Origin of the sequence: Eubacterium sp. BL-380-WT-2B, from assembly GCF_009696115.1 — a bacterium.
GTDB classification, from domain to species: Bacteria; Bacillota; Clostridia; order Eubacteriales; family Eubacteriaceae; genus Eubacterium; species Eubacterium callanderi.
The window spans coordinates 50622-69203 of the sequence record NZ_VUMP01000010.1; the positions used below are offsets into that span (position 1 = coordinate 50622).

Sequence of the window (18582 nt, forward strand, 5' to 3'; positions counted from 1 at the left end):
ATTATTATATTATTTGAAAGTTTCGGACTAAAATGGTTGTCATAAACCTTTTTTCTTTTCCGGTATCATATGATCCCACACTAATTTCTCCATTTGTAACAATCAAATATTTTCCCTTCTGAGCCTCCTCAATCAGTGCTTCTGCGGTTTCTTCCATTGCATAAATTGGCACTACCATTCCTAAATTTGTGGAATGATCTTTTTCATCGCCGCCTAATGCCAATGAAAAATTACAGAGTTTCTTACCAGCATTTGAGGTTTGCACTTCAATATCCGTAATAATTTCACCAGACAGCTTAACCTCATTGTAATTATCCATACGATCAACTCCTTTTAAATAAAAAAGACCCTTGATAACTCAAGAGCCTGAATCTTTATGCCTTATTTATCTTTCTTCGTCAAAATCATCACTTACTATTTCATCAATCAATTCTTCTTGATCCTGAACCATGAAGTAGTACATAGTGATGTTTTTTTTACAGAACATACTAAGCTTTGGAATATCTTGTTCTGTGGTAGCCCAAACTGTTGATAAATCCGCAGCATTATAGTTATGTGCAAACAAGTTTCGCATTCCTTTTATGGCTTGCCAAGGAATAATTTTTTTCGTGTTTTCTCTAAAATCTTTTGAAAGATGTCCTGATAACTCTCCAATTTGGATCAGACTCATACATATCGAATTTTTATAGTCTCTGTCATTTTCAAAGTCTACAAATTTCCGCCCAAATCGATCCTTTGTCTCTTCGATCTGCTCACAATATTTTGAAATATGTTCCAATACATCAATATTCTTCTTCATAGATGAGTTGTTCTTCCTTTATAATGTTTCTATTAATCTTCTCCGTAATATCTTTATTCATTGGATGTGATAATGCTTCATCTGTAACCAGATCCACATCTGTATTAAACGCATCATTGAGATCCTCATATAAAGCCCCAAGTTCAAATAAAGTTTCTATTTTCCCTTTTTCGATTTTAATATCAATATCACTTTCTGCATTTGCTTCTCCTCGAGCATAGGAGCCAAACAGAAAAGCACGTTTAACACCATGTTTTTTTAGAATCGGCCTCGCTTTTCTTCGTATTTCATCTATTGAATACAAAACATCATTCATTTGTTGTTCACGTCCTTTGGAAGTAATATTTTCTTCATCATATCACGTTACAATCGCTTCTACAACTGATTATTCAAATTTCATTTTCACCTTATACTGATCTGAATCATCTAAATAAAGAATTGCGCTGAAAGTACCATTTCCCGACTTCTTTTTGAATCCCTTGATCTCGCCGGTATGCCCTCTTTTTATTAGCTGCTCAATCTGATTGTCTGATAATCTTTTACCACAATAAGGGTTGAAAATTATAAATTTACAGCCCTCTTTCCAACCTGAACACCCCATTCCTGCTTTATTTCTTTTCAGCGGCTTTCCGCATAAGGGACAGGCTAAATCTGTTTCGCTTTTTTGAAATTCAAATTTAATTTCATATTGATGATTCAGAACCAGCATTGCATCGAATTTAGTATCTTTTTTACTCTTAAAACCCCGGATAATCGGTGTTTTTTTGTTAATTACTAGCAGTGCTATCTGCCGATTTGACAGTGTCTTACCGGCAAAAGGATTGGCGATAAAAAAATCGCACCCGTTCCCTTCCTTTTCATAGCCGGTACAACCCACGCCACTTTTTGTTTTATGTAAGGGCTTTCCACACTTCGGGCAGCGCAGCTCTTTAATTGAAATATCTTCCCCAGCATTCAATACGGATTGTTCTGTTTCTAAAATCATTTGTACATACTCCTTTGTTTTAATTTTAACGTCTTCAAGGTAAGCCCTGGGATCTGCTTTCCCATCTTCAATATCTTTTAGTCTCATTTCCATTTTCCCGGTTGTCTCAACATTAAAAAGAGACTTTACCGGAAATGCCTGAATCAAAGACTTTCCACGATCTGTTGTGACCAGTGATTTTCCTTTCTTTATGACGTAATCTGAATCAAAAAGCTTTTTGATCACAGCTGCTCTCGATGATGATGCTCCAATGGTAAATCCGGAAAGTATCGATGTTTCCAGTTCATCCTCTGTTTTGTATTTTTTACCACACTGTAACATTGCTTTTATCAGCGTTTCCTCTGTATGAAGCGGATTGGGCTTTGTTTCGCCTTTGTTTACCATTACTCTGTCAATCGTGACACTTTCATTTTCTCGCATCCTCGTAAGCAACGTCTCTTTTTTTGTGGCGTTTCTATTCTCAATAAGCCGCCAGCCTGGACTTCTTTCTACAATAGATTTTGCCGAAAATAAAAAAGCACCATCCTCTGACGGTACTTTACCTTCAAAAGCAAGTGTTACCTCAACTTCTTCATCAATGGCTAATGGCATAAACTGTTCTAAAAAGCGATTTCGGATCGCTTCATATACAATATGTTCGTCCTGCGAAAGTCCTCTGGGTTTCTCTTTTGTTATTGTGATTGCGCTATGGCTTTCAACCTTTTCACTGTTAAAGATTCGCTTAGTATCCTTAAATTGGAGCATCTCAGCATATTGGCTCTCTATTTTATGGATATTCAGTACCATTGACATGTTTTCCTTCAGGGTTTCATCCAGATAAACGCTATCTGTTCGGGGATATGTAATCAATTTATTCTCATACAGTTTTTGTGCGATTTTTAAAACCTTGTCCGAACTCCAGCCTTCATACTTCGTTGTAATATGCCCCTGTAGTGTTGGTAAACTGAAAAGCCTTTGAGGATTCATCTTTTTTTCCGAACATTCATAACCCACGACAACAGCCGTTTCGGTGTTTATTAATCGCAGGATCTGAACCAGATGGCTGTCATGATCAAATTTATAGATTTTCTCATCACCTTCAATATATCGGAAGATGATTTCCTCACCTGATACATCCTTAACATAGGCATTTAAGTAGTAAATCGGAATGGATTTGAAGTTTTTTACATTCATTTCCCGGTCATAAACAAGTTTAAGCGTAGGAAGGATGACCCTTCCGATGTGAAGCGTATCTTTACCGGTTCCATTTTTTAAAAGCTTCAGTGTCGCCACACTGGTTAAATTAATCCCCAGGAGCCAGTCCATTTGCTGCCTTACAAGTCCCGCATAGAAAAGACTCTGCTTCGATTTATTCGGTACCGTATTTTTTAATCCGTAGCGTATGGCATCTGTTGTCCATTCATTGGTTATGAGCCGTCGTATGGGCTTTTTTACGCCAAGATAACGAAAAATCAGATCTGCAATTAACTGTCCTTCACGGTCATTATCGGTCGCAGAAATAATCTCCTGGATCTCATCGGATAAGATAAGGTCTTTGACGATCTTAAACTGTTTTCTCGTTGATTCTGCTATTTTGTACTTAAATGTATCTGGAACAAACGGATAATGCGATATTTCCCATTTTTCACCATATTCAGGATGATAATCTTTTACATCATACAATTCTAAAAGATGTCCCACCGCAAAAGTAATCACATACTGACTATTTTCAAAATAGCCGTCTTTTCGACTGGTCATACCGACAGCTTTTGCAATATTCACTGCCACGGTTGGCTTTTCTGCTAATATTAAATCTTTCAATAAAGATCTCCCTCATTTCGTCTCGCCAAAATAAATGCCTCCTTCATAATAAAAAAAGCCAGACACATGTCTGGCTTGACAGTCAACTAGTTTCCTGAGTGATACTGCTTAGATCTCAAATAAACATTGTAGTAGGTTCCTTGATCCACCATTTCTAAATTCTCCTTTTTTCCAGGGCTCACAAAGAAACTGTCCGGTTGACTATAGATGTACATTTGAAAATTACGCCCTGCATTAATATTCTCTAGGTAGTTTTGAAGACCACTGTCTTCAATCGAAGTGGGTGTAAAAGTCAGATAAATACGCTTTGTATCAGGGCTGTATTTCAATTCATTGATTTCATCAACTCTATCCGCCTGATAAGTTCCCACTTCACGAACCAGCACCGCGCCCTCATTGGATGAATAGACCATACCGGCGTATGTGCCGTCATTCTTTACTTCTAATACGCCATAGCAATCCGGCATCGTGTTGTTGTTATCTCTGATAGAATCTGTCCGCCATACATTTTCCGTTATTAGTTTATACGCGTTATTGTATCGTTCATCAATAATTTTGTCATGGCTTTTACGCGCATCTTCAATATTTTTAAAATAAGCATATCCAGAATTTATGTCTTTTAACGATCCATCATCCTGCATGGCTAATGTACCACTCTGATCAAATAAAATCCCCTCTCGTTCTAAATAAACTGTTTTTTTATCTTCGCTTAAAGAATAAGTAATTTCATCGCTATATCCATTGGCCATAAACATAGCTTTTCCTTCATCTTTAAACTCGATACGATTTTTGTCCGGATTACTGTTTTCATACCAGTTCCCTTCAATGCTGCTAGCATTACATCCGCTCATCGCAATCAAAATTCCAAACAGACATACAAGCATTAAACAAATTTTACGTTTTTTCATTTCCTTTACCTTCATTCTGACCCTACATCACCAGTTTCATGTTGTTCCTTATTTTTTTCTTTTTTATTAATTAACATTTGCTGGTATTCCATCACAAGTTTTTGTTTTTCAACTGGCAAGGATTTATATTTTTCAAAGAATGCTTCAACTTCCAAATATTCGATTTCTTTATTCATAAGTCCCCCTTTCCTCAAAAAGGCCAGTTTTGCAACACTTTTAATATGGTTATGCTCATTATTATACATTCCTTTCTAAAAGAATGCAAACTATTTGACAGATCAATTTTCTTGTGCAAAAATGAACTTAATTTGCTTGAGTGGAGGATTGATTAATGAATAATATTAAAAAAATTCGCAAGATGCTGAATATGTCGCAGGAGGAGTTCGGCAAACGCATTGGCCTTTCCCGTGCCACGGTCGGTCGTATTGAAAGCGAAGAAGCTCGACCGACAGAACGAACAATTGTTACGATTTGCTCCGTTTTTCATATCCGACGAGATTACTTACTCTATGGAAAAGAGCCTATTTGGGAAAAATCACAAGGCGGATATGGTGTTACGGAATCTTTACTGATCAGACTTCAACAAAAACATCATCTTACTACGTCCGATATCCGTTTGATCCAGGCTTTCATTGATTTATCACCCCAAGACCGTATATCAATCGTCAAATTCATGGAAATGTTCAGCGAAAAAAAATGACTATCTTTCTTCCTCCTCAATGTTTTATACGCATACAAAAAGCACAGGACTCCTCCTGTGCTTTTACTAACGTTCTTCTTCCTCTTCATAGCGATTGAATGCTATATCAATATCAGGTTCGCGATTATCCGATTCTCTTTCAAGCTTTACTTCAACCCCAAGTTCATCACATCGTGTTCTAAATACCTCGTAGTCAACATCGTTTAAAAAGTAATCTTTTCTAATCGGGTACTTCATTTCAATATCAACATAATTGACCGCCTCTAAAGACGCCTCCTGAAGCGTTTTACTCAAAGGGTCAGGCTCATAAAACAACTCATTTGATTCGTCCATCACAATTTTTTTTAATTCTGGAATGCACCATCCACCATCTTTTTTATCATAATTTTCAAATGCGCAATTGAAATCAAAGAGTGAATGAATTCTCAAAAGTTTACCTGTATCATTATCTCTGAAAAATCCCCAATTACCATCGTGATTATCACTGTTCCCAATCAGATAGGTCATGATGTTCATGGTGTAGTAACCTGTGGCATCAATTTTTTCACTTCATTAATAATGTCATCCACATCATCAATTCCTTTACGCTTGCAAGCTGCAATAAAATGGCGATATGGCACAATGGAACGATCTTCGTTAGTCATGCACTCACACATGCTGACGCGATGGCCATCAAAACAAGCGAGCTCATACGAAACATGATCAACGCCGAAGCAATCCAGAATCTTGCTGGCGTTTACCTCCCTTATCGTTTCATTGCCTTCGATGTCATCAGCTTTATACATAATGATCTGATCATCCACACGATTCCATGCTTTGGCGTATCTTCCATTTGTCGTAATATCCGGCATACGACTGTATAAATCCTTATTTCTGAGTGTCAAGCTCCTGCCAAGTAACGAAACAGATACAAAAGCGTTAGAAAAAGAATTTGAAAATAAATTTACATCTTTCCATGAAACCTTCTCGTCTTCTTTTTTCACCCAATAACTATCTTGCAGTGAAAGACAACGGTATAGCCGTGAAATTCTTGCTTTATCCTCTGTAGACTGGCTCTGAGTTAACCCGAGTTCATTGAGTATTCGCTTTGCATATCTTCGGTCAATTGACAATACCCGTTCGGCACACCAGGCGTCAAAAGAATTGATATTCGAGATCCTTTGTTTAATGGTGCCATGGAAATCTGAAAGACTTAGATTTAAAGGCATTAATGCTTGATTAAAAATAAAAATATCGCCCGTTTCCTGATCGATTTCGCAGACTCTATGAGCTTTACATAACAATTGCATCCTCATTTTTCACTCTTAACGCTCCGGTTCTTCCTCTGCTGCTTTAGTTGGCAGTTCTTTTGCAAGTCGATCATAACCATTTAAGATAAAGGCTTTAATTGTGTCGTAATGTACGTTCATTCCTACTAATTCAAAAGCTTCATCAATCATTGATTCCGATAATTCAGGTAAATAATATGTACTGTTTGTCTGATCCAGTAAATCTAAAAAATCGTTGATAAAAAGATCATTTTTCCTCTTTATGGATACCTGCGAAGGATAGCCATTGGCAATAAGGGCCAGATTATTATCAAAATTAGGGGCCATTTTTAAATATAAGCCAGTGTCTGAATCCCTCAAAAAGCCATAATTGTGTGTGTGGCGGTCAAAATTGAAAAACAACGCATCACATGCCAGAATATCTAAATACTCCTGCGCCAATTCAGGGCTTAATGCGTGGATCGCAGTATAATTGGTAAAATAATCCACCTCTTCCCCGACTAAACTAAAAGCCGGTTCAAAATCATACTTTGCATTTTCTGTAAAGTCCAAAGTCTTCGTGCCGCTTTCCCACGGTTCAAAATAGGCCATGTCAAAACCAAGCATACTGCCCATTTCAAATATAAAAAGCTCTGAAAAAGTTTGAAACGCATTACTCAGTTTATACAGCCACCATTCCTGATTCTCCAGTTTCCAGCACTTTTCAAAGCTGCCGATATTGGTCAGTTCTGGACTCCTGCTGGTGAGAATTTCCGGATGATTGATCCGCTCAATGCTGTCCGGATCACCTTTAAGAGCAAGGTTATCAAAATAATTCACTGAAAATCGGACATCTTTGTATTTCAGACTCTCTTCTGCTGTTTGCTTGATCCACCAGTTATCGGTAATCGTAGCGGCATTGACTTTAAGGGCGACTTCGCAATCATCCGCTGCAGAAAGGCGCAAAATGCGCTTGATTAGCCTGGAATGTGGGCGATGGGCATCAATTGCCCGACTTGCTATCCATGTTTCTAAAGAGCCGTTTCGCTTCAAATATAACGGTAACAGCCCTTGGTTGATGATCTCCAATTCGTTATTTTTTATATCCGCCACTAAGGTGTCTTTGTGCATTAATAAACCATTTAATTGCATAGCTTTAGCCTTTCGTATTTATTTCATTCAGATAAAAAGCTTTATTCTTCTAAGTCATATAAACTTTTGTGTCCACATAGGTTTCTTTACGATATTTTATCGCTCGAAATCATCCTGTTCCCCACTGTAAGCAATGTCTTCAGATACATCATCATGACAGTTGCTCACTGATACAAAAATTTTATGGTCATTCACGACTTCAGTCAACGACGCCACCCTCCGTTTCAAGGCTGAGCAGAGGGCATCACAACGTGCATCGTCGATGAATATCGACCCACGCATAAGCTCCCGCAGTTGTTCGTCTATACCGTCAAGTGCTTTCAGGTCGAGCCAGTCAAAAGAAGATACCAGCTTAATCTGTTCCTCATGTCGGTTCTTAAAGGGCTTGCTATTTATTTTCGACTGACCAATTAAAGCTATAGGCTTATCAAACCAAAGAGATGTACCGCTATCAAATATCGGTGCAGCTCCTTGGTATTCCAGCGTCTCCGCATTGCGAACCACACCGAAGTTATTCTGATGCCGGTCTTCATTCGCAATTAGATAGTCCAGCACAATCATTCGGTCAAGGGCTTCTTTTACACCTGGAATGTTTAGTGCATCACAGCAATTCAAATAGTGCTGATAAACGGAAACATGATTTTCCTTTTGCTGTGTCTGCATGATGTACCATGCAGAAATCAACTCTGTCTGTGGTGTGATAAAATCTATGCATACACTATAGGGATAATCATCCTGAATCATCAGTGTATAAGGTACATGCGGAATACCCAATCGCTCCATAATATAGCTTGCCAGCACCTCATTATATGGCTCTTGCTGAGTAGCGCCGCTGCCACCTATAATCAGACAGCGTTTTTCATCGATGATTTTCCATTTCTTTTTCAACCACCCATCCGAGGTATTATCAGGCGACATCAAGCTGATTTTATCACTGGACGAGCCTTTTCCGAACAAAATATTGCCTACGTCATCTGAGAAGTCATTTTGAAAAAAATTTACAGATTCCCAACTTATTCCAGAATCGACAGGGCATATCCAATATTGATCCGACAATGACAACCCAAGGCATTTATCAAGAAGCTTTTGTGTCGAAGTGACATTTAGTTCGATTAATGCACTTTTAATACCATCACGACTGGCTGGAATCGCTCTGCTTTTCCACCATTCATTGAGTGCAGCACGGTCAACTTTTCCTTTTTTCACTGCTATGCCCACCGGCACATGTTCCGGTGTGTATATTTCGCCAATGGCAGAAATTGTCCCAGATGCATTATCCAGGACGATCTCTGCAACTGGTGTGTTTTTATGCATAAGAGTATATCCTTGATAATAATCATTTGCCATATTCCTCACCTCCAATCGTCATTTTTTATAGTATTTGTTCGTTTTATCCGTATCGTTGTGCCTATATATCTGATTTACACGATTATTTCTATACTCATCTTTTTCTGTACTAAAATTTTACCATTTTAATCAAGACTTTACAACGTTAACGCTCTTCTTCACTATCTTCAATACTGGAAAATCTTATGTCTTCTATCTCTTTATTATTTACCTCATTATCAAAGAGTTCAATCATTACTTCCTTTAACCGCTCATTTTTTTCCTCAAGTTCCTCCTCATAACCAAAAGGTGTATCCAGTAACTGACTGGCATCCTCAATTTGCTTTTCAAGGCTAACCATTGCGTCATTAATTTCCTTTTTTTGATCAACAAAAAAATCATCAACTTTGTCCAGGGCTGTAATTGCAGCGGCTGCGCTTCGGCCAAAGTCGTATTTATAAGATGATCCATGTTTTGTTCGGATCGTCGTTTCCCGTTTCTTGGCTTCAAAATCGTTCTTTACATAAATATCCAGGCCGCAATATTCCGCAATCTTCTTTTCCAGCTGCCCCACGCCTAAAAGCTCATAATGCGCTTTTTGAAAGGCTTTTCCGGCTTCCTCGGGATCATAGTAGTCATGGCCATTCACATTCAGTTTAAATTTGCTGCCCATTGACACTTTTTGTTCCAGGAAAAGGCCGTGGTCTCGCTCGACATTTTTCTGTCGTGCGGCTAATGCTGCCTGGCGTTTTGGATAAATCTTAGCCAGATTATGCTCCATTTCATATTTTTGATTCCGGTAAGCTGCTTTCATTGTGTTCAGTTCGGTCAGTCGGATCTCCAGCTCCATCTTCTCTTTTACTAAAGGGTTACTGGTAGCCAGGGCTTTTATTTCCGCATAGTTCAATGTCTGGAGATCGACATCTTCAATGCTCCGGGCCGGTGAACGGCTCGTCATGATCTGGCTGATGAATTGTTGTTTCTGCTCAATAACCTGCCAGCTGTACGCGTCAAAGGTGCCCTCCGTGATGTAGCGGTAGATGTTCACTTCCTCATATTGATTTCCCTGTCGGACAATGCGCCCTTCCTGCTGTTCCAAATCCGCTGGCCGCCACGGACAATCCACATGGTGCAGCGCAATTAATTTGTCCTGCGCATTCATCCCGGCGCCCATTTTTTCGGTACTTCCCATCAGTACCCGAACGTCAGCTTTTCGCACTTTTTTAAATAATGCTGTTTTCTGTTTATCGGTGCCTGCATCATGAATAAAGGCGATTTCTTTTTCGGGTATCCCCAAACGTATGAGTTTACTTTTAATATCATCATACACATTGAAGTGATCCGGTTTTGGTGTCGATAAATCACAAAACACGAGTTGTGCGCCATCCGTTTCAGACCAGATTTTAAAGACATTTTGTGCAATGGCCTGGGCTTTGCTGTACTCATCTTCAGGAAGATCGGGATCGAAGAGACGGATATCGAGCGCTGCCTTTCTGCCATCCGAAGTAATTTTTAAGAAATTATCCTCGGAACGGTCCACTGCACCGGCATGGACGCGATCCGCACGCGCTCCAAGGGATTCGACTAAAGCCTTTTGCGCCGGTGATGGTTTTAAAACGATGTTTTCAAAGTGTACCATCGGCACCGGCAGATTCAGCATATCTGGCGTTTTAATATCCGCGCTGTTCTTAAAAAAGGAAATCAGCTCAGGCAGGTTGTTATATTTTCCGAGACGCGATTTCATCCGGAAGTTATTTCCACCCTGCGGCGCCAGCTCCATTTTTGTGACTTTTTCGGTAAAGACCGATGCCCAGCTGTCAAAGGATTCCATCCTCAGTTCACGCAGCAGATCTGCCTGTAAATAGCGCATCATGGTGTGTAATTCAGAGATCGAATTGCTGACGGGTGTGCCTGTCAGAAAAGTGATCCCCCGGCCGCCGGTTATCTCATCCATATACTGACACTTCATGAGCATATCTGAGGCACGCTTTGAATCGGTCTGGTTAATACCTGCGACATCGCCCATTTTGCTGTAGGTAAACAGGTTTTTGTACCGCTGCGCCTCATCCACTACCAATGCATCAATGCCCAGCTGCTCAAAGTTAATGACCTGATCCTTTTTACTTTGATCGGTCAGCTTTTTCAGACTTGCTTCTACTCTTTTCCGGGCAGCGATTAGTTGCTTTTTCGTGTATTGGTTCTCTGAAAAATCTATCTCAAGATCAATGGCGTCGATCTGTTCGTTTAGTAACCTTTCCTGACGCTCAAAGGAAACCGGTATTTTTTCAAATTGGCTTTGTCCGATAATGACCGCATCCCAATTGCCCGTTGCGATTTTTGAGCAAAAGACTTTGCGATTAATCGGTTGAAAATCTTTTTTGGTGGATACCAGGATTCGTGAAGCCGGATAAGCGCGCATAAATTCGATTGACCATTGCTCGATCAGGTGATTTGGAACCACAAACAGCGCCTTGTGCGTCAGACCTAACCGGTGACTTTCCATGATGCCGACAATGCTGGCCAGCGTTTTACCAGCTCCGACGCAATGAAAAACGCCTGTATTCTCCCCATAAATGATCCGTGCCGCAACATCTAATTGATTTTGCCGAAGCATAATATCTGGATTGAGTCCAACACAAGGCAAATTGCTGCCATCATACTCCCTTGGCCGATTATTATTAAAAAGTTGGTTATACGTATTGACCAGATCCTCGCGCCGATCAAAGTCCTCATAAATCCAGTCCTTAAAAGCTTCACGGATTAGCTTCTGCTTATTATTGGCGAGTACCGTTTCATCCTGGTTTACAACCCTTTTATTGTCTACCAGGTCATAGATTTTGGCGTCTTTCAGGTTCATACAGGACTCGAAAAGGTAATAGGCGTTGACGCGTTCGGTACCATAGGTGCGCAGGGAGAGAATATTTCCAAAATCTAAATTCTTTCCGAGTATTTGCCAGCTGCCTGTTTCCTCAGAGTAGAACAATTCAATCTTTTCTTTGATCCGTTCCGCAGGCTGTAAAAGCTCAAACAGAAACTGTTCATAATACTTTTTATCAACCCAGGTACTCCCCATCACGATGGAAATTTCCGATGCCTTTAATGGCTCCGGCATGACCTTTTTTAAGGCTTCTACATTTTCCAGGTATGTTTCTTCTCCCTTTTCAACGGCTGCCTGAGCTGCTGAAAGCTTTTGACGAATATTTCCGGATAAATAGGCATCCGCACTTTCCCAGGTATCACTTTCAGGATTTTTAAAAATGAATCCCTTTAATCCGCTTTGCAGGGTTCCTTCATCCTCACCGGTCAGCTGCTGCATATATTCAAAATCGACACCGCCCTTTTCTGCTAGTGAGATGGATAAAGCGTCCACTGGATTGTCCGCGTGATCAATTTCTTGTTTTTGTCGGATGGTAATCTTTGAAAAAATATCGGCTTTTCTTAAAAAATTGCCCTCACTGTCATTGACTTCCAACGAAAGCAGCATCGGGTAAGTGCAGTCCTCGGAAAAAGCCAGCTTATTTGCCTGACGACCGATTCTGCCGTATTTCTTGGCGAAATGATCATAAATCCGATTCAGCTCATTCTGGTATTCTTTGATAAGCCTGGGGCTTTCACCCAAGACTTCTGCGTCGATCAACCGGTATACTGCGTCGCGTACTTCAATCAGGTGCTCGATCCGTTCGGCTTTTGTGCCACTTACCTCTTGCTCGATCAGAACAGAATTGTTGCGGTAATAGATGATGCCGTTCACCATCGTATAGGTGAAATTTCTTACATCCGGGGTTGCTGGAATGATGTCTTGGTCTTGGGTCGCTTCTGCCATTATTCGGTTTTCATAGATATTTCGGTGCGAAACAGCCATATCATAAATAACGTCGCGCACATTCTGAATGGTATCGCTGCCCTTAGCTGCCTGGCAAGCAAGCTCCGAGCCATACGGCCCAGATACTTCTACCATTTCACCGACGACATACTCTGGGTGGTCAACAAAATAGGCATTATACTTCAGTCCGTTTTCATCTTCTTTGAGATCAATCCAGTCAATGGCATTCAAATCACGCATACTTTCCAGTTTCTGGAAAAAGAGCACATCCGCGGTTACTTTCGTATTCGCACCGGAAAAGGCATTGTTCGGTAAGCGTACCGCGCCGATCAGCGCCGCCCGTCTCGCAATATATTGACGAACACTGCTGTTCTGCTTATCCATTGTTCCCTTGCTGGTGATGAATGCAATGATGCCGCCTGGACGTACCAGATCGAGTGTTTTGGCAATAAAATAATCGTGTATCTGAAAATTCAGTTTATCATATTTGGTATCGGCTACTTTATAGTTACCGAATGGCACATTTCCAATGGCCAGATCAAAGAAATTGATCGGATAATGTGCCCTTTCAAAGCCGTTTATGGTAATCTCTGCCTTTGGATATAACGCTTTGGCCATGCGGCCGCTCAGTTCATCCAACTCCACAGCATAGACTTTGGATTCACGCAATGCCATGGGCATTGCGCCAATAAAACGGCCTGTTCCACATGCGGGTTCCAGCACGTTACCACTCGAGAAGCCAAAAAGCTGAACGGCCTCATACATGGCTGCGATAATCCCCGGATCGGTATAGTGGGCATTCAAAATGGAGTCCTCAGCTGCAGCATACTCACTCGGTGAGAGCATACTTTTCAGTGCTTCTTTTTCTTCCTTCCAGGTCTGTTTCCGGTGATCAAAAATATCCGCAAGGCCGCCCCATCCAACGTAAGCATTGATCACGGCTTTTTCATCATCATCTGCCATTCGGCCTTCGGCTTCAATCTGCTTCAGCATTTGTATGGCTGCGATGTTTTTTCGGATGCGCTCGGTGGGATTAAAATGCGAATCGCCAGTATCTGGCCCGATGATGAAATTCTCACCTTGCTGCGGAGTAACATCGCTCTGGCGATTCTGGGGTTCATCATTGCTTCCACCCTGGGATACCTCAAATTTTGGCGTCCATCCTGTCTCTTGTGGAGATTCCTCAGTATTTTCTTTTTTTTGATCAAAAGAAAATGCCGCTCTGTCGGTTGCCGATTCTTCTTCCGCATCCTCCGGGATTATTTCCGCTTCGGTAAAGCCAATGGTGACCTTCTCGGTCGCTTTGCCTTGACAGATGTCGTCTGCCAGTTCATAAAAAGCTTGGCGAAAAGCGTTTCGGTATTTTATCCAGGACAGGGCTGCTACATCAGCATTGGCTGTTTGAGCGTAATCCTGTTGCGCCCTGTTCATCAGGTTTGACAGTTCGCCACGATCATCCATATCCTGTTTCCCTGGCTGGTGGTGTTGCATCATGATTTCAAGGCTTTCAAAGGTCGTGCAGTTCTCTAAGCCCCAGGTTCTCATAAAGCGACGAATGGGATGCGTCGGGCTATCGCGCTCCTCCTTGATTTCCCCTGGCTCTGTGGGCAACTTGGAGATCTCCGCTGCATTAGAAAATGCTGCTTCGTCCGTTTCCTGTCCTTCCTCCGCATCCTCCGGGATGACCTCTGCCTCGGTAAAATCAATGGTGACTTCCTCGCCTTCCCGGTTGACCACCCTCTTAACCGGTTGGTATCCTTGCTCGGATATGTTATCCAGCCAGGAGGAAGAAAATTGTTGAAGGGAATGAACTAAGCCCTCGTTGATCTCTCCTTCTTCGATCACAGATTGATAGATACCTAAACCACCGTTTTCATAGGTCAATGGCACTAATGCTTTTTTTTCGACATCGAAAAGATAAACAATTTCCGGGTCTGTGACCAGATCCCCGTTTTGGCGATAATAGTGGGTCATGACAAAAGTATTGTATGAAGTATCGTATGCAATTTTTTCGAGTACCAATGGCATAAAAGCATCGTTTTCGGTCTCCCGGCGCTCATATAAGCAGTCATTATCCAGAAATTCCGGAAAAAGGCTCTGGAACTGATCAAATAGTGTTTTTGCCTGCCCGTTTGTTTGCCCATACTTGTCGATCAATTCAGTATGCAGCGCCTGTTCAGCCGCTCTTTCATCTTTGATTTCCTCAATAACCTGGCTGAGTTCTTCTTTGATCGCCTCAACATCGGTTTCCGGATCGGGTGTTTCGAACCTCTCTGCGGGTTGATCATACTCTCCGTGGTTTTCATCTGAATTCCCGGCTGGCTCCTGTTGCTCCGTTGGCTCTGCTGGCATGACTGACCGCTGCGGCTCAGGTGTCTGAAAAAGATTGTGCTCAATTAAGTAACGGATACGTTTGGCCACCTGTCGATAATTAATGTTAAGTTCTATCTTCTGGCCGTTCGGCAATCTTTTGGCGATTTCAATTCCTTTTGATGGTGCGTAATGAATATTTTCAATCGTTTTACGACCAAATGTTCCACCTTCGCCATATTCTTTTGCTAAAAAAGCACTATCATCTTTAGCATCTTTTTTATGCTGACTAAAATGATTGTAAATTCTTTTAAAACTACCTTCGACATTTCCTCCTTCTTTTAAAGCATAGTCAACTTCGTCCTGAGTAATGAAATTTTCATAAAGGAGGCTTACCTTTTCTGTTTTTTGAATCTCTTTGGGATCTTTTAATAGATCTTCAAGTTCCGCCATTATCGATTCTGGCGTATATACCAGTCTAGATCGAAGTTTAATCTCACCTGTTTTAATTTTATCTATATCGCTTTTTAGAACAGCCAGTAGTTGATTCACGCCTTGGGGTGAACTAAGCATCTTTTCAAAATATACAAAATGCTCTGGCGCACCAGAATACGGAGCAAGATCGTTAAATATATCTTTATGCATATCTGCTATGGTATCTCTGAAAACAAAATAGATTTCTTCACCGATCCTTTTAAGCTCATGCTGACGAATGGCATCAACTTCCTCAGAAGATAAATATGCTCCAGTGCGTATGAGACGGTCTGTTCTCGATGCAATTTCTGTCCATGTCAGGGTCTTCATGGGATTTTCAACAGCTGACGGAAAGTAGGATAGTCTCAAACCGTTGGAGTCATACCATGCACATAGTTTTTTGCCGTCAAATTGAAATCCCTGTCCGGCTATTCCAATTTTATCTTCTAAAAAAGCAGCAAAATCGTTGATAGAGTGCCCTTTTTGCCAGTAAGCGGCAATCTCAAGTCGACGGTCAGCTGCACCTCTTCCGCCGCCAGCGCTCATCAGAACACGATTGATTAACGCGTCTGTCATCAAGCCTTCGGATATGTCGGCTGCTTTTGGGGCCTCTGTGGCCAACGTCCCCCGCTGCTCCTCGATGCTCGGCAGCGGCTCAAACAGTGTGAGCTGTTTCTGATCCGGTTTTCCATGCACTTCGACTTCTACCGGCACACCTAGCGTAATTTCCTCCAGTGTATTTTCTTCTTTTTGATCTTCGACGTCCGGTTCATGAACCGGCGGGTTTGTTTCAGATTCGGCCTGCGGTATTTCTTCTGCTTCTGTCGTTTTTTCCGCTTCATCTCTGCGGTGCTTTATGGCCAGCTTGTTGCTTTCTTTTTCGACAAATTGGAGAATACTCTGGGCATAATCTGTGTAGATGTTCCCAAAATTGATTAAAGCGCTCTTACTGGTTAATAAAGAAACTTCTTTGAATTCCTCTCTGCTGATATAAGCTCTGGGATCTAAGCCGCACCGGCCAATCATCAAGTAGGCGGCTGAAGCTACGATCAAGGCACTTAGGCAGCTGCTTTGATCGTTTTTTTCTTTTTTCGATAGTTCTGACCCCTTAAGCGCAGTGCTATCCACCAATTCATCTACATCCTCCTGATCCGATACAGTGGCGGCCGTTACATAGTAAAAAACATCTTCAATAGCAGATTCATTCGGCACTTCGATGCCCGTGGCATTGACAATGGCGTCAGCAATCATGGCATAGTCTTCCGTTTTTTCAACTTGCCATGGATGGACTTCGTGTCCTCCGTACCACGATAGTTCGGTATCGCTTCGATCATAAACGTAACGCAGCTTTTGATTTGAATCTGTTTTCTCCGTAAAAACCGCAATTCCGGTGCTATTTTTTTTTCACATAGCGTCCCATTTTTTTGTTCCAGAATGCAATATCCGCGACTGCCGTCGCATCAGGACGCTGCGCAGCGATCATCAGCTGTTCTTTAAACGAATATTTATAGATTCCCTGCGATGCGTCTAAAAACTGCATCCACTCCTCTGGGCTCTCAATTACTTTTTTGCATATGTCATTGTAAATCTCTAGCGCTTCATAGTACTTCAACTCTACACCTCTCTAAAATAAAAAAACACCACATTTCTGTGGTGTTGGCTCATTCAGTATGGTTATTCGATTAATCCGATCCTCTCAGATCATCACGCTTCTGGAAGCCAGTCAAGATCATCGTCATAGACAACTTCCTGCAGTACGACTTCCTCGGCTTCCGCTTGAATCTTTTCTAAAAGCGTTACCGCACGCCGGTAGTCGGTCTTTTTAATTTCTTCTATCTTTTCTTCCTCGCACATCCGACAATGGATATTCTGGTACATTTCCTCCGCCCGTTCACCGACTTCGTAGCAGTGTTGATTGAGGACGCCTTCCATCAGCGCAAAATCGTAAGGGCCTCCTTTCAGAATACCCCTAAAGTATTCAGCATATTGGTGACCCCAACGATTTAATTTCTTTCCTTCCTTTGGAGAATCAATTATGTTTGGAATACGATAATCTCCATTTTGAACATATTGTAATTCCGGCGCTATCTGCTCCAGGATTGTTTTCTTAGCTTTTTCCATTTAACTTCTCCTCTTTTTTATATTAATTATACACTGTTTTGTTAGAAAATCCATGGCTTATCTTTCTTCATCCATTTCCGAATCAAAATTATATTTTTCATCCAATATATTCAACTGTCCGGTTTCACGCTTATATCTTTCTCTATAGTTTTCAAGCGAAGCAATCGTTTCGTTAATCAAATCATTATTAAAACTGATTTCACTGGGATTTATGGTTGTTTTATGTGCGTGATAAGCAGAAAAGTTTACCTGCTCATCTGTCAAAAGATTAGCAATACTTTTCAAGGCTTCGGGGCAATTAGAAAAACTGCTGGCAGCATTCTGAAGCGTCTCATATCGCTCATACCTTCCACCTCTCCAAAAATCAAAGAATTGGTTTTCTGTCAAGAATCCTTCAATTTCGTCCTTGTTCTCTCGTAATAGATTTGTGATAATTACATGGTTTCGATATAAATTCAAATTATCCTCTGGCATAATTTGCTTTTGAAGCAGATCAATCTTTGAATCCATATGTGCAAGGACATATTCCTGCAAAGTGGCCACACTTGCTCTTTGATTCCAGTCCGTACTCATCCGAACGATAATTTCTCCAACAAAACTGTCCTTAGTTTCTTCTTCGTCGAGATACTGCTCAAAGTCTAAAAGTCTACTCTGTGTTAAATCCACCATAAATACACTGTTCTGTGTTATTTTTTTCTCAAAAGTATCTATATATACAGGATAGACATCATGTATATCATCATACATTTTTCGCGTATAGCCAAAGTTAATTGATATTTCTCTTTTTGCCTTAAAAAAATTTATACCTACAATCTCAGCACTGTTTTCCAACCATATCGAAACCGCATTTAAATCACCGCTATACTCACCGTTTGAGACTTCTTCTATCAACCTAACAACTCTGTTTTTAGCCATGTAAAAACTGATATCCATTTAA

The 18582-nt window shown here is 41.0% G+C and carries 15 protein-coding genes; 1 reads left to right on the forward strand and 14 read right to left on the reverse strand.

From position 1 onward, the window contains the following. Positions 1-4 precede the first annotated feature (4 nt). The 6 genes from FYJ53_RS18845 to FYJ53_RS18870 all read right to left on the reverse strand — a co-directional run bounded on the left by FYJ53_RS18845 (position 5) and on the right by FYJ53_RS18870 (position 4668). Positions 5-319, reverse strand: a complete 315-nt coding sequence (locus FYJ53_RS18845; RefSeq protein WP_013380225.1) for a single-stranded DNA-binding protein — start codon at positions 317-319, stop codon at positions 5-7. Positions 320-385: 66 nt separating this feature from the next. Then, on the reverse strand, positions 386-799 hold the full coding sequence (locus tag FYJ53_RS18850; RefSeq protein ID WP_013380224.1) for a DUF86 domain-containing protein: 414 nt from the start codon (positions 797-799) through the stop codon (positions 386-388). Then, positions 783-1115, reverse strand: a complete 333-nt coding sequence (locus tag FYJ53_RS18855; protein ID WP_013380223.1) for a nucleotidyltransferase family protein — start codon at positions 1113-1115, stop codon at positions 783-785. The genes FYJ53_RS18850 and FYJ53_RS18855 overlap by 17 nt, the downstream gene beginning before the upstream one ends. Before the next feature lie 69 nt (positions 1116-1184). After that, positions 1185-3584 carry a type IA DNA topoisomerase gene (locus FYJ53_RS18860; protein ID WP_154557634.1) on the reverse strand — a complete coding sequence of 800 codons (2400 nt, stop codon included), beginning with the start codon at positions 3582-3584 and terminating at the stop codon, positions 1185-1187. Positions 3585-3670: 86 nt separating this feature from the next. Next, positions 3671-4492, reverse strand: coding sequence for a hypothetical protein (locus FYJ53_RS18865; RefSeq protein WP_123876053.1), 822 nt, complete (start codon positions 4490-4492; stop codon positions 3671-3673). A gap of 11 nt (positions 4493-4503) precedes the next feature. Continuing rightward, positions 4504-4668 carry a hypothetical protein gene (locus tag FYJ53_RS18870; protein ID WP_154557635.1) on the reverse strand — a complete coding sequence of 55 codons (165 nt, stop codon included), beginning with the start codon at positions 4666-4668 and terminating at the stop codon, positions 4504-4506. A 155-nt stretch (positions 4669-4823) separates the two neighbouring features. Between FYJ53_RS18870 and FYJ53_RS18875 the strand changes: the two genes are divergently transcribed. Then, entirely contained in the window at positions 4824-5192 is a 369-nt protein-coding gene (locus tag FYJ53_RS18875) for a helix-turn-helix transcriptional regulator (protein WP_013380218.1), read from the forward strand. 66 nt (positions 5193-5258) lie between these two features. On the opposite strand, the gene FYJ53_RS18880 is transcribed toward FYJ53_RS18875, so the two are convergent. From FYJ53_RS18880 to FYJ53_RS18915, 8 genes are all read right to left on the reverse strand, one after another. After that, entirely contained in the window at positions 5259-5708 is a 450-nt protein-coding gene (locus FYJ53_RS18880; RefSeq protein WP_090415045.1) for a hypothetical protein, read from the reverse strand. After that, a complete protein-coding gene (locus FYJ53_RS18885; RefSeq protein ID WP_058694803.1) occupies positions 5705-6487 on the reverse strand; it encodes a hypothetical protein in 783 nt (260 codons plus the stop codon). The genes FYJ53_RS18880 and FYJ53_RS18885 overlap by 4 nt, the downstream gene beginning before the upstream one ends. Before the next feature lie 9 nt (positions 6488-6496). Continuing rightward, on the reverse strand, positions 6497-7591 hold the full coding sequence (locus FYJ53_RS18890; RefSeq protein WP_154557636.1) for a hypothetical protein: 1095 nt from the start codon (positions 7589-7591) through the stop codon (positions 6497-6499). A 96-nt stretch (positions 7592-7687) separates the two neighbouring features. Then, the gene (locus FYJ53_RS18895; protein WP_154557637.1) at positions 7688-8938 is read right to left on the reverse strand and encodes an excisionase; all 1251 of its coding nucleotides are present in this window, start codon (positions 8936-8938) and stop codon (positions 7688-7690) included. A 145-nt stretch (positions 8939-9083) separates the two neighbouring features. After that, positions 9084-16775 (reverse strand): helicase SNF2, encoded by a 7692-nt coding sequence (locus FYJ53_RS18900; RefSeq protein ID WP_154557638.1) that lies wholly within the window; start codon positions 16773-16775, stop codon positions 9084-9086. Positions 16776-16917: 142 nt separating this feature from the next. Then, positions 16918-17136 carry a hypothetical protein gene (locus FYJ53_RS18905; RefSeq protein ID WP_154557639.1) on the reverse strand — a complete coding sequence of 73 codons (219 nt, stop codon included), beginning with the start codon at positions 17134-17136 and terminating at the stop codon, positions 16918-16920. Between the two features lie 92 nt (positions 17137-17228). After that, a complete protein-coding gene (locus tag FYJ53_RS18910) occupies positions 17229-17645 on the reverse strand; it encodes a TnpV protein (protein ID WP_013380212.1) in 417 nt (138 codons plus the stop codon). Positions 17646-17702: 57 nt separating this feature from the next. Further along, the gene (locus tag FYJ53_RS18915) at positions 17703-18578 is read right to left on the reverse strand and encodes a hypothetical protein (RefSeq protein ID WP_154557640.1); all 876 of its coding nucleotides are present in this window, start codon (positions 18576-18578) and stop codon (positions 17703-17705) included. Between the last annotated feature and the right edge of the window lie 4 nt (positions 18579-18582).

Coding starts and splice junctions, on each gene's coding strand:
- FYJ53_RS18845 (WP_013380225.1), bottom strand. CDS start 319: ATGGATAATTACAATGAGGTTAAGCTGTCTGGTGAAATTATTACGGAT.
- FYJ53_RS18855 (WP_013380223.1), bottom strand. CDS start 1,115: ATGAATGATGTTTTGTATTCAATAGATGAAATACGAAGAAAAGCGAGG.
- FYJ53_RS18910 (WP_013380212.1), bottom strand. CDS start 17,645: ATGGAAAAAGCTAAGAAAACAATCCTGGAGCAGATAGCGCCGGAATTA.
- FYJ53_RS18865 (WP_123876053.1), bottom strand. CDS start 4,492: ATGAAAAAACGTAAAATTTGTTTAATGCTTGTATGTCTGTTTGGAATT.
- FYJ53_RS18895 (WP_154557637.1), bottom strand. CDS start 8,938: ATGGCAAATGATTATTATCAAGGATATACTCTTATGCATAAAAACACA.
- FYJ53_RS18870 (WP_154557635.1), bottom strand. CDS start 4,668: ATGAATAAAGAAATCGAATATTTGGAAGTTGAAGCATTCTTTGAAAAA.
- FYJ53_RS18885 (WP_058694803.1), bottom strand. CDS start 6,487: ATGAGGATGCAATTGTTATGTAAAGCTCATAGAGTCTGCGAAATCGAT.
- FYJ53_RS18915 (WP_154557640.1), bottom strand. CDS start 18,578: ATGGATATCAGTTTTTACATGGCTAAAAACAGAGTTGTTAGGTTGATA.
- FYJ53_RS18875 (WP_013380218.1), top strand. CDS start 4,824: ATGAATAATATTAAAAAAATTCGCAAGATGCTGAATATGTCGCAGGAG.
- FYJ53_RS18900 (WP_154557638.1), bottom strand. CDS start 16,775: ATGATTGCTGACGCCATTGTCAATGCCACGGGCATCGAAGTGCCGAAT.
- FYJ53_RS18880 (WP_090415045.1), bottom strand. CDS start 5,708: ATGAACATCATGACCTATCTGATTGGGAACAGTGATAATCACGATGGT.
- FYJ53_RS18850 (WP_013380224.1), bottom strand. CDS start 799: ATGAAGAAGAATATTGATGTATTGGAACATATTTCAAAATATTGTGAG.
- FYJ53_RS18890 (WP_154557636.1), bottom strand. CDS start 7,591: ATGCAATTAAATGGTTTATTAATGCACAAAGACACCTTAGTGGCGGAT.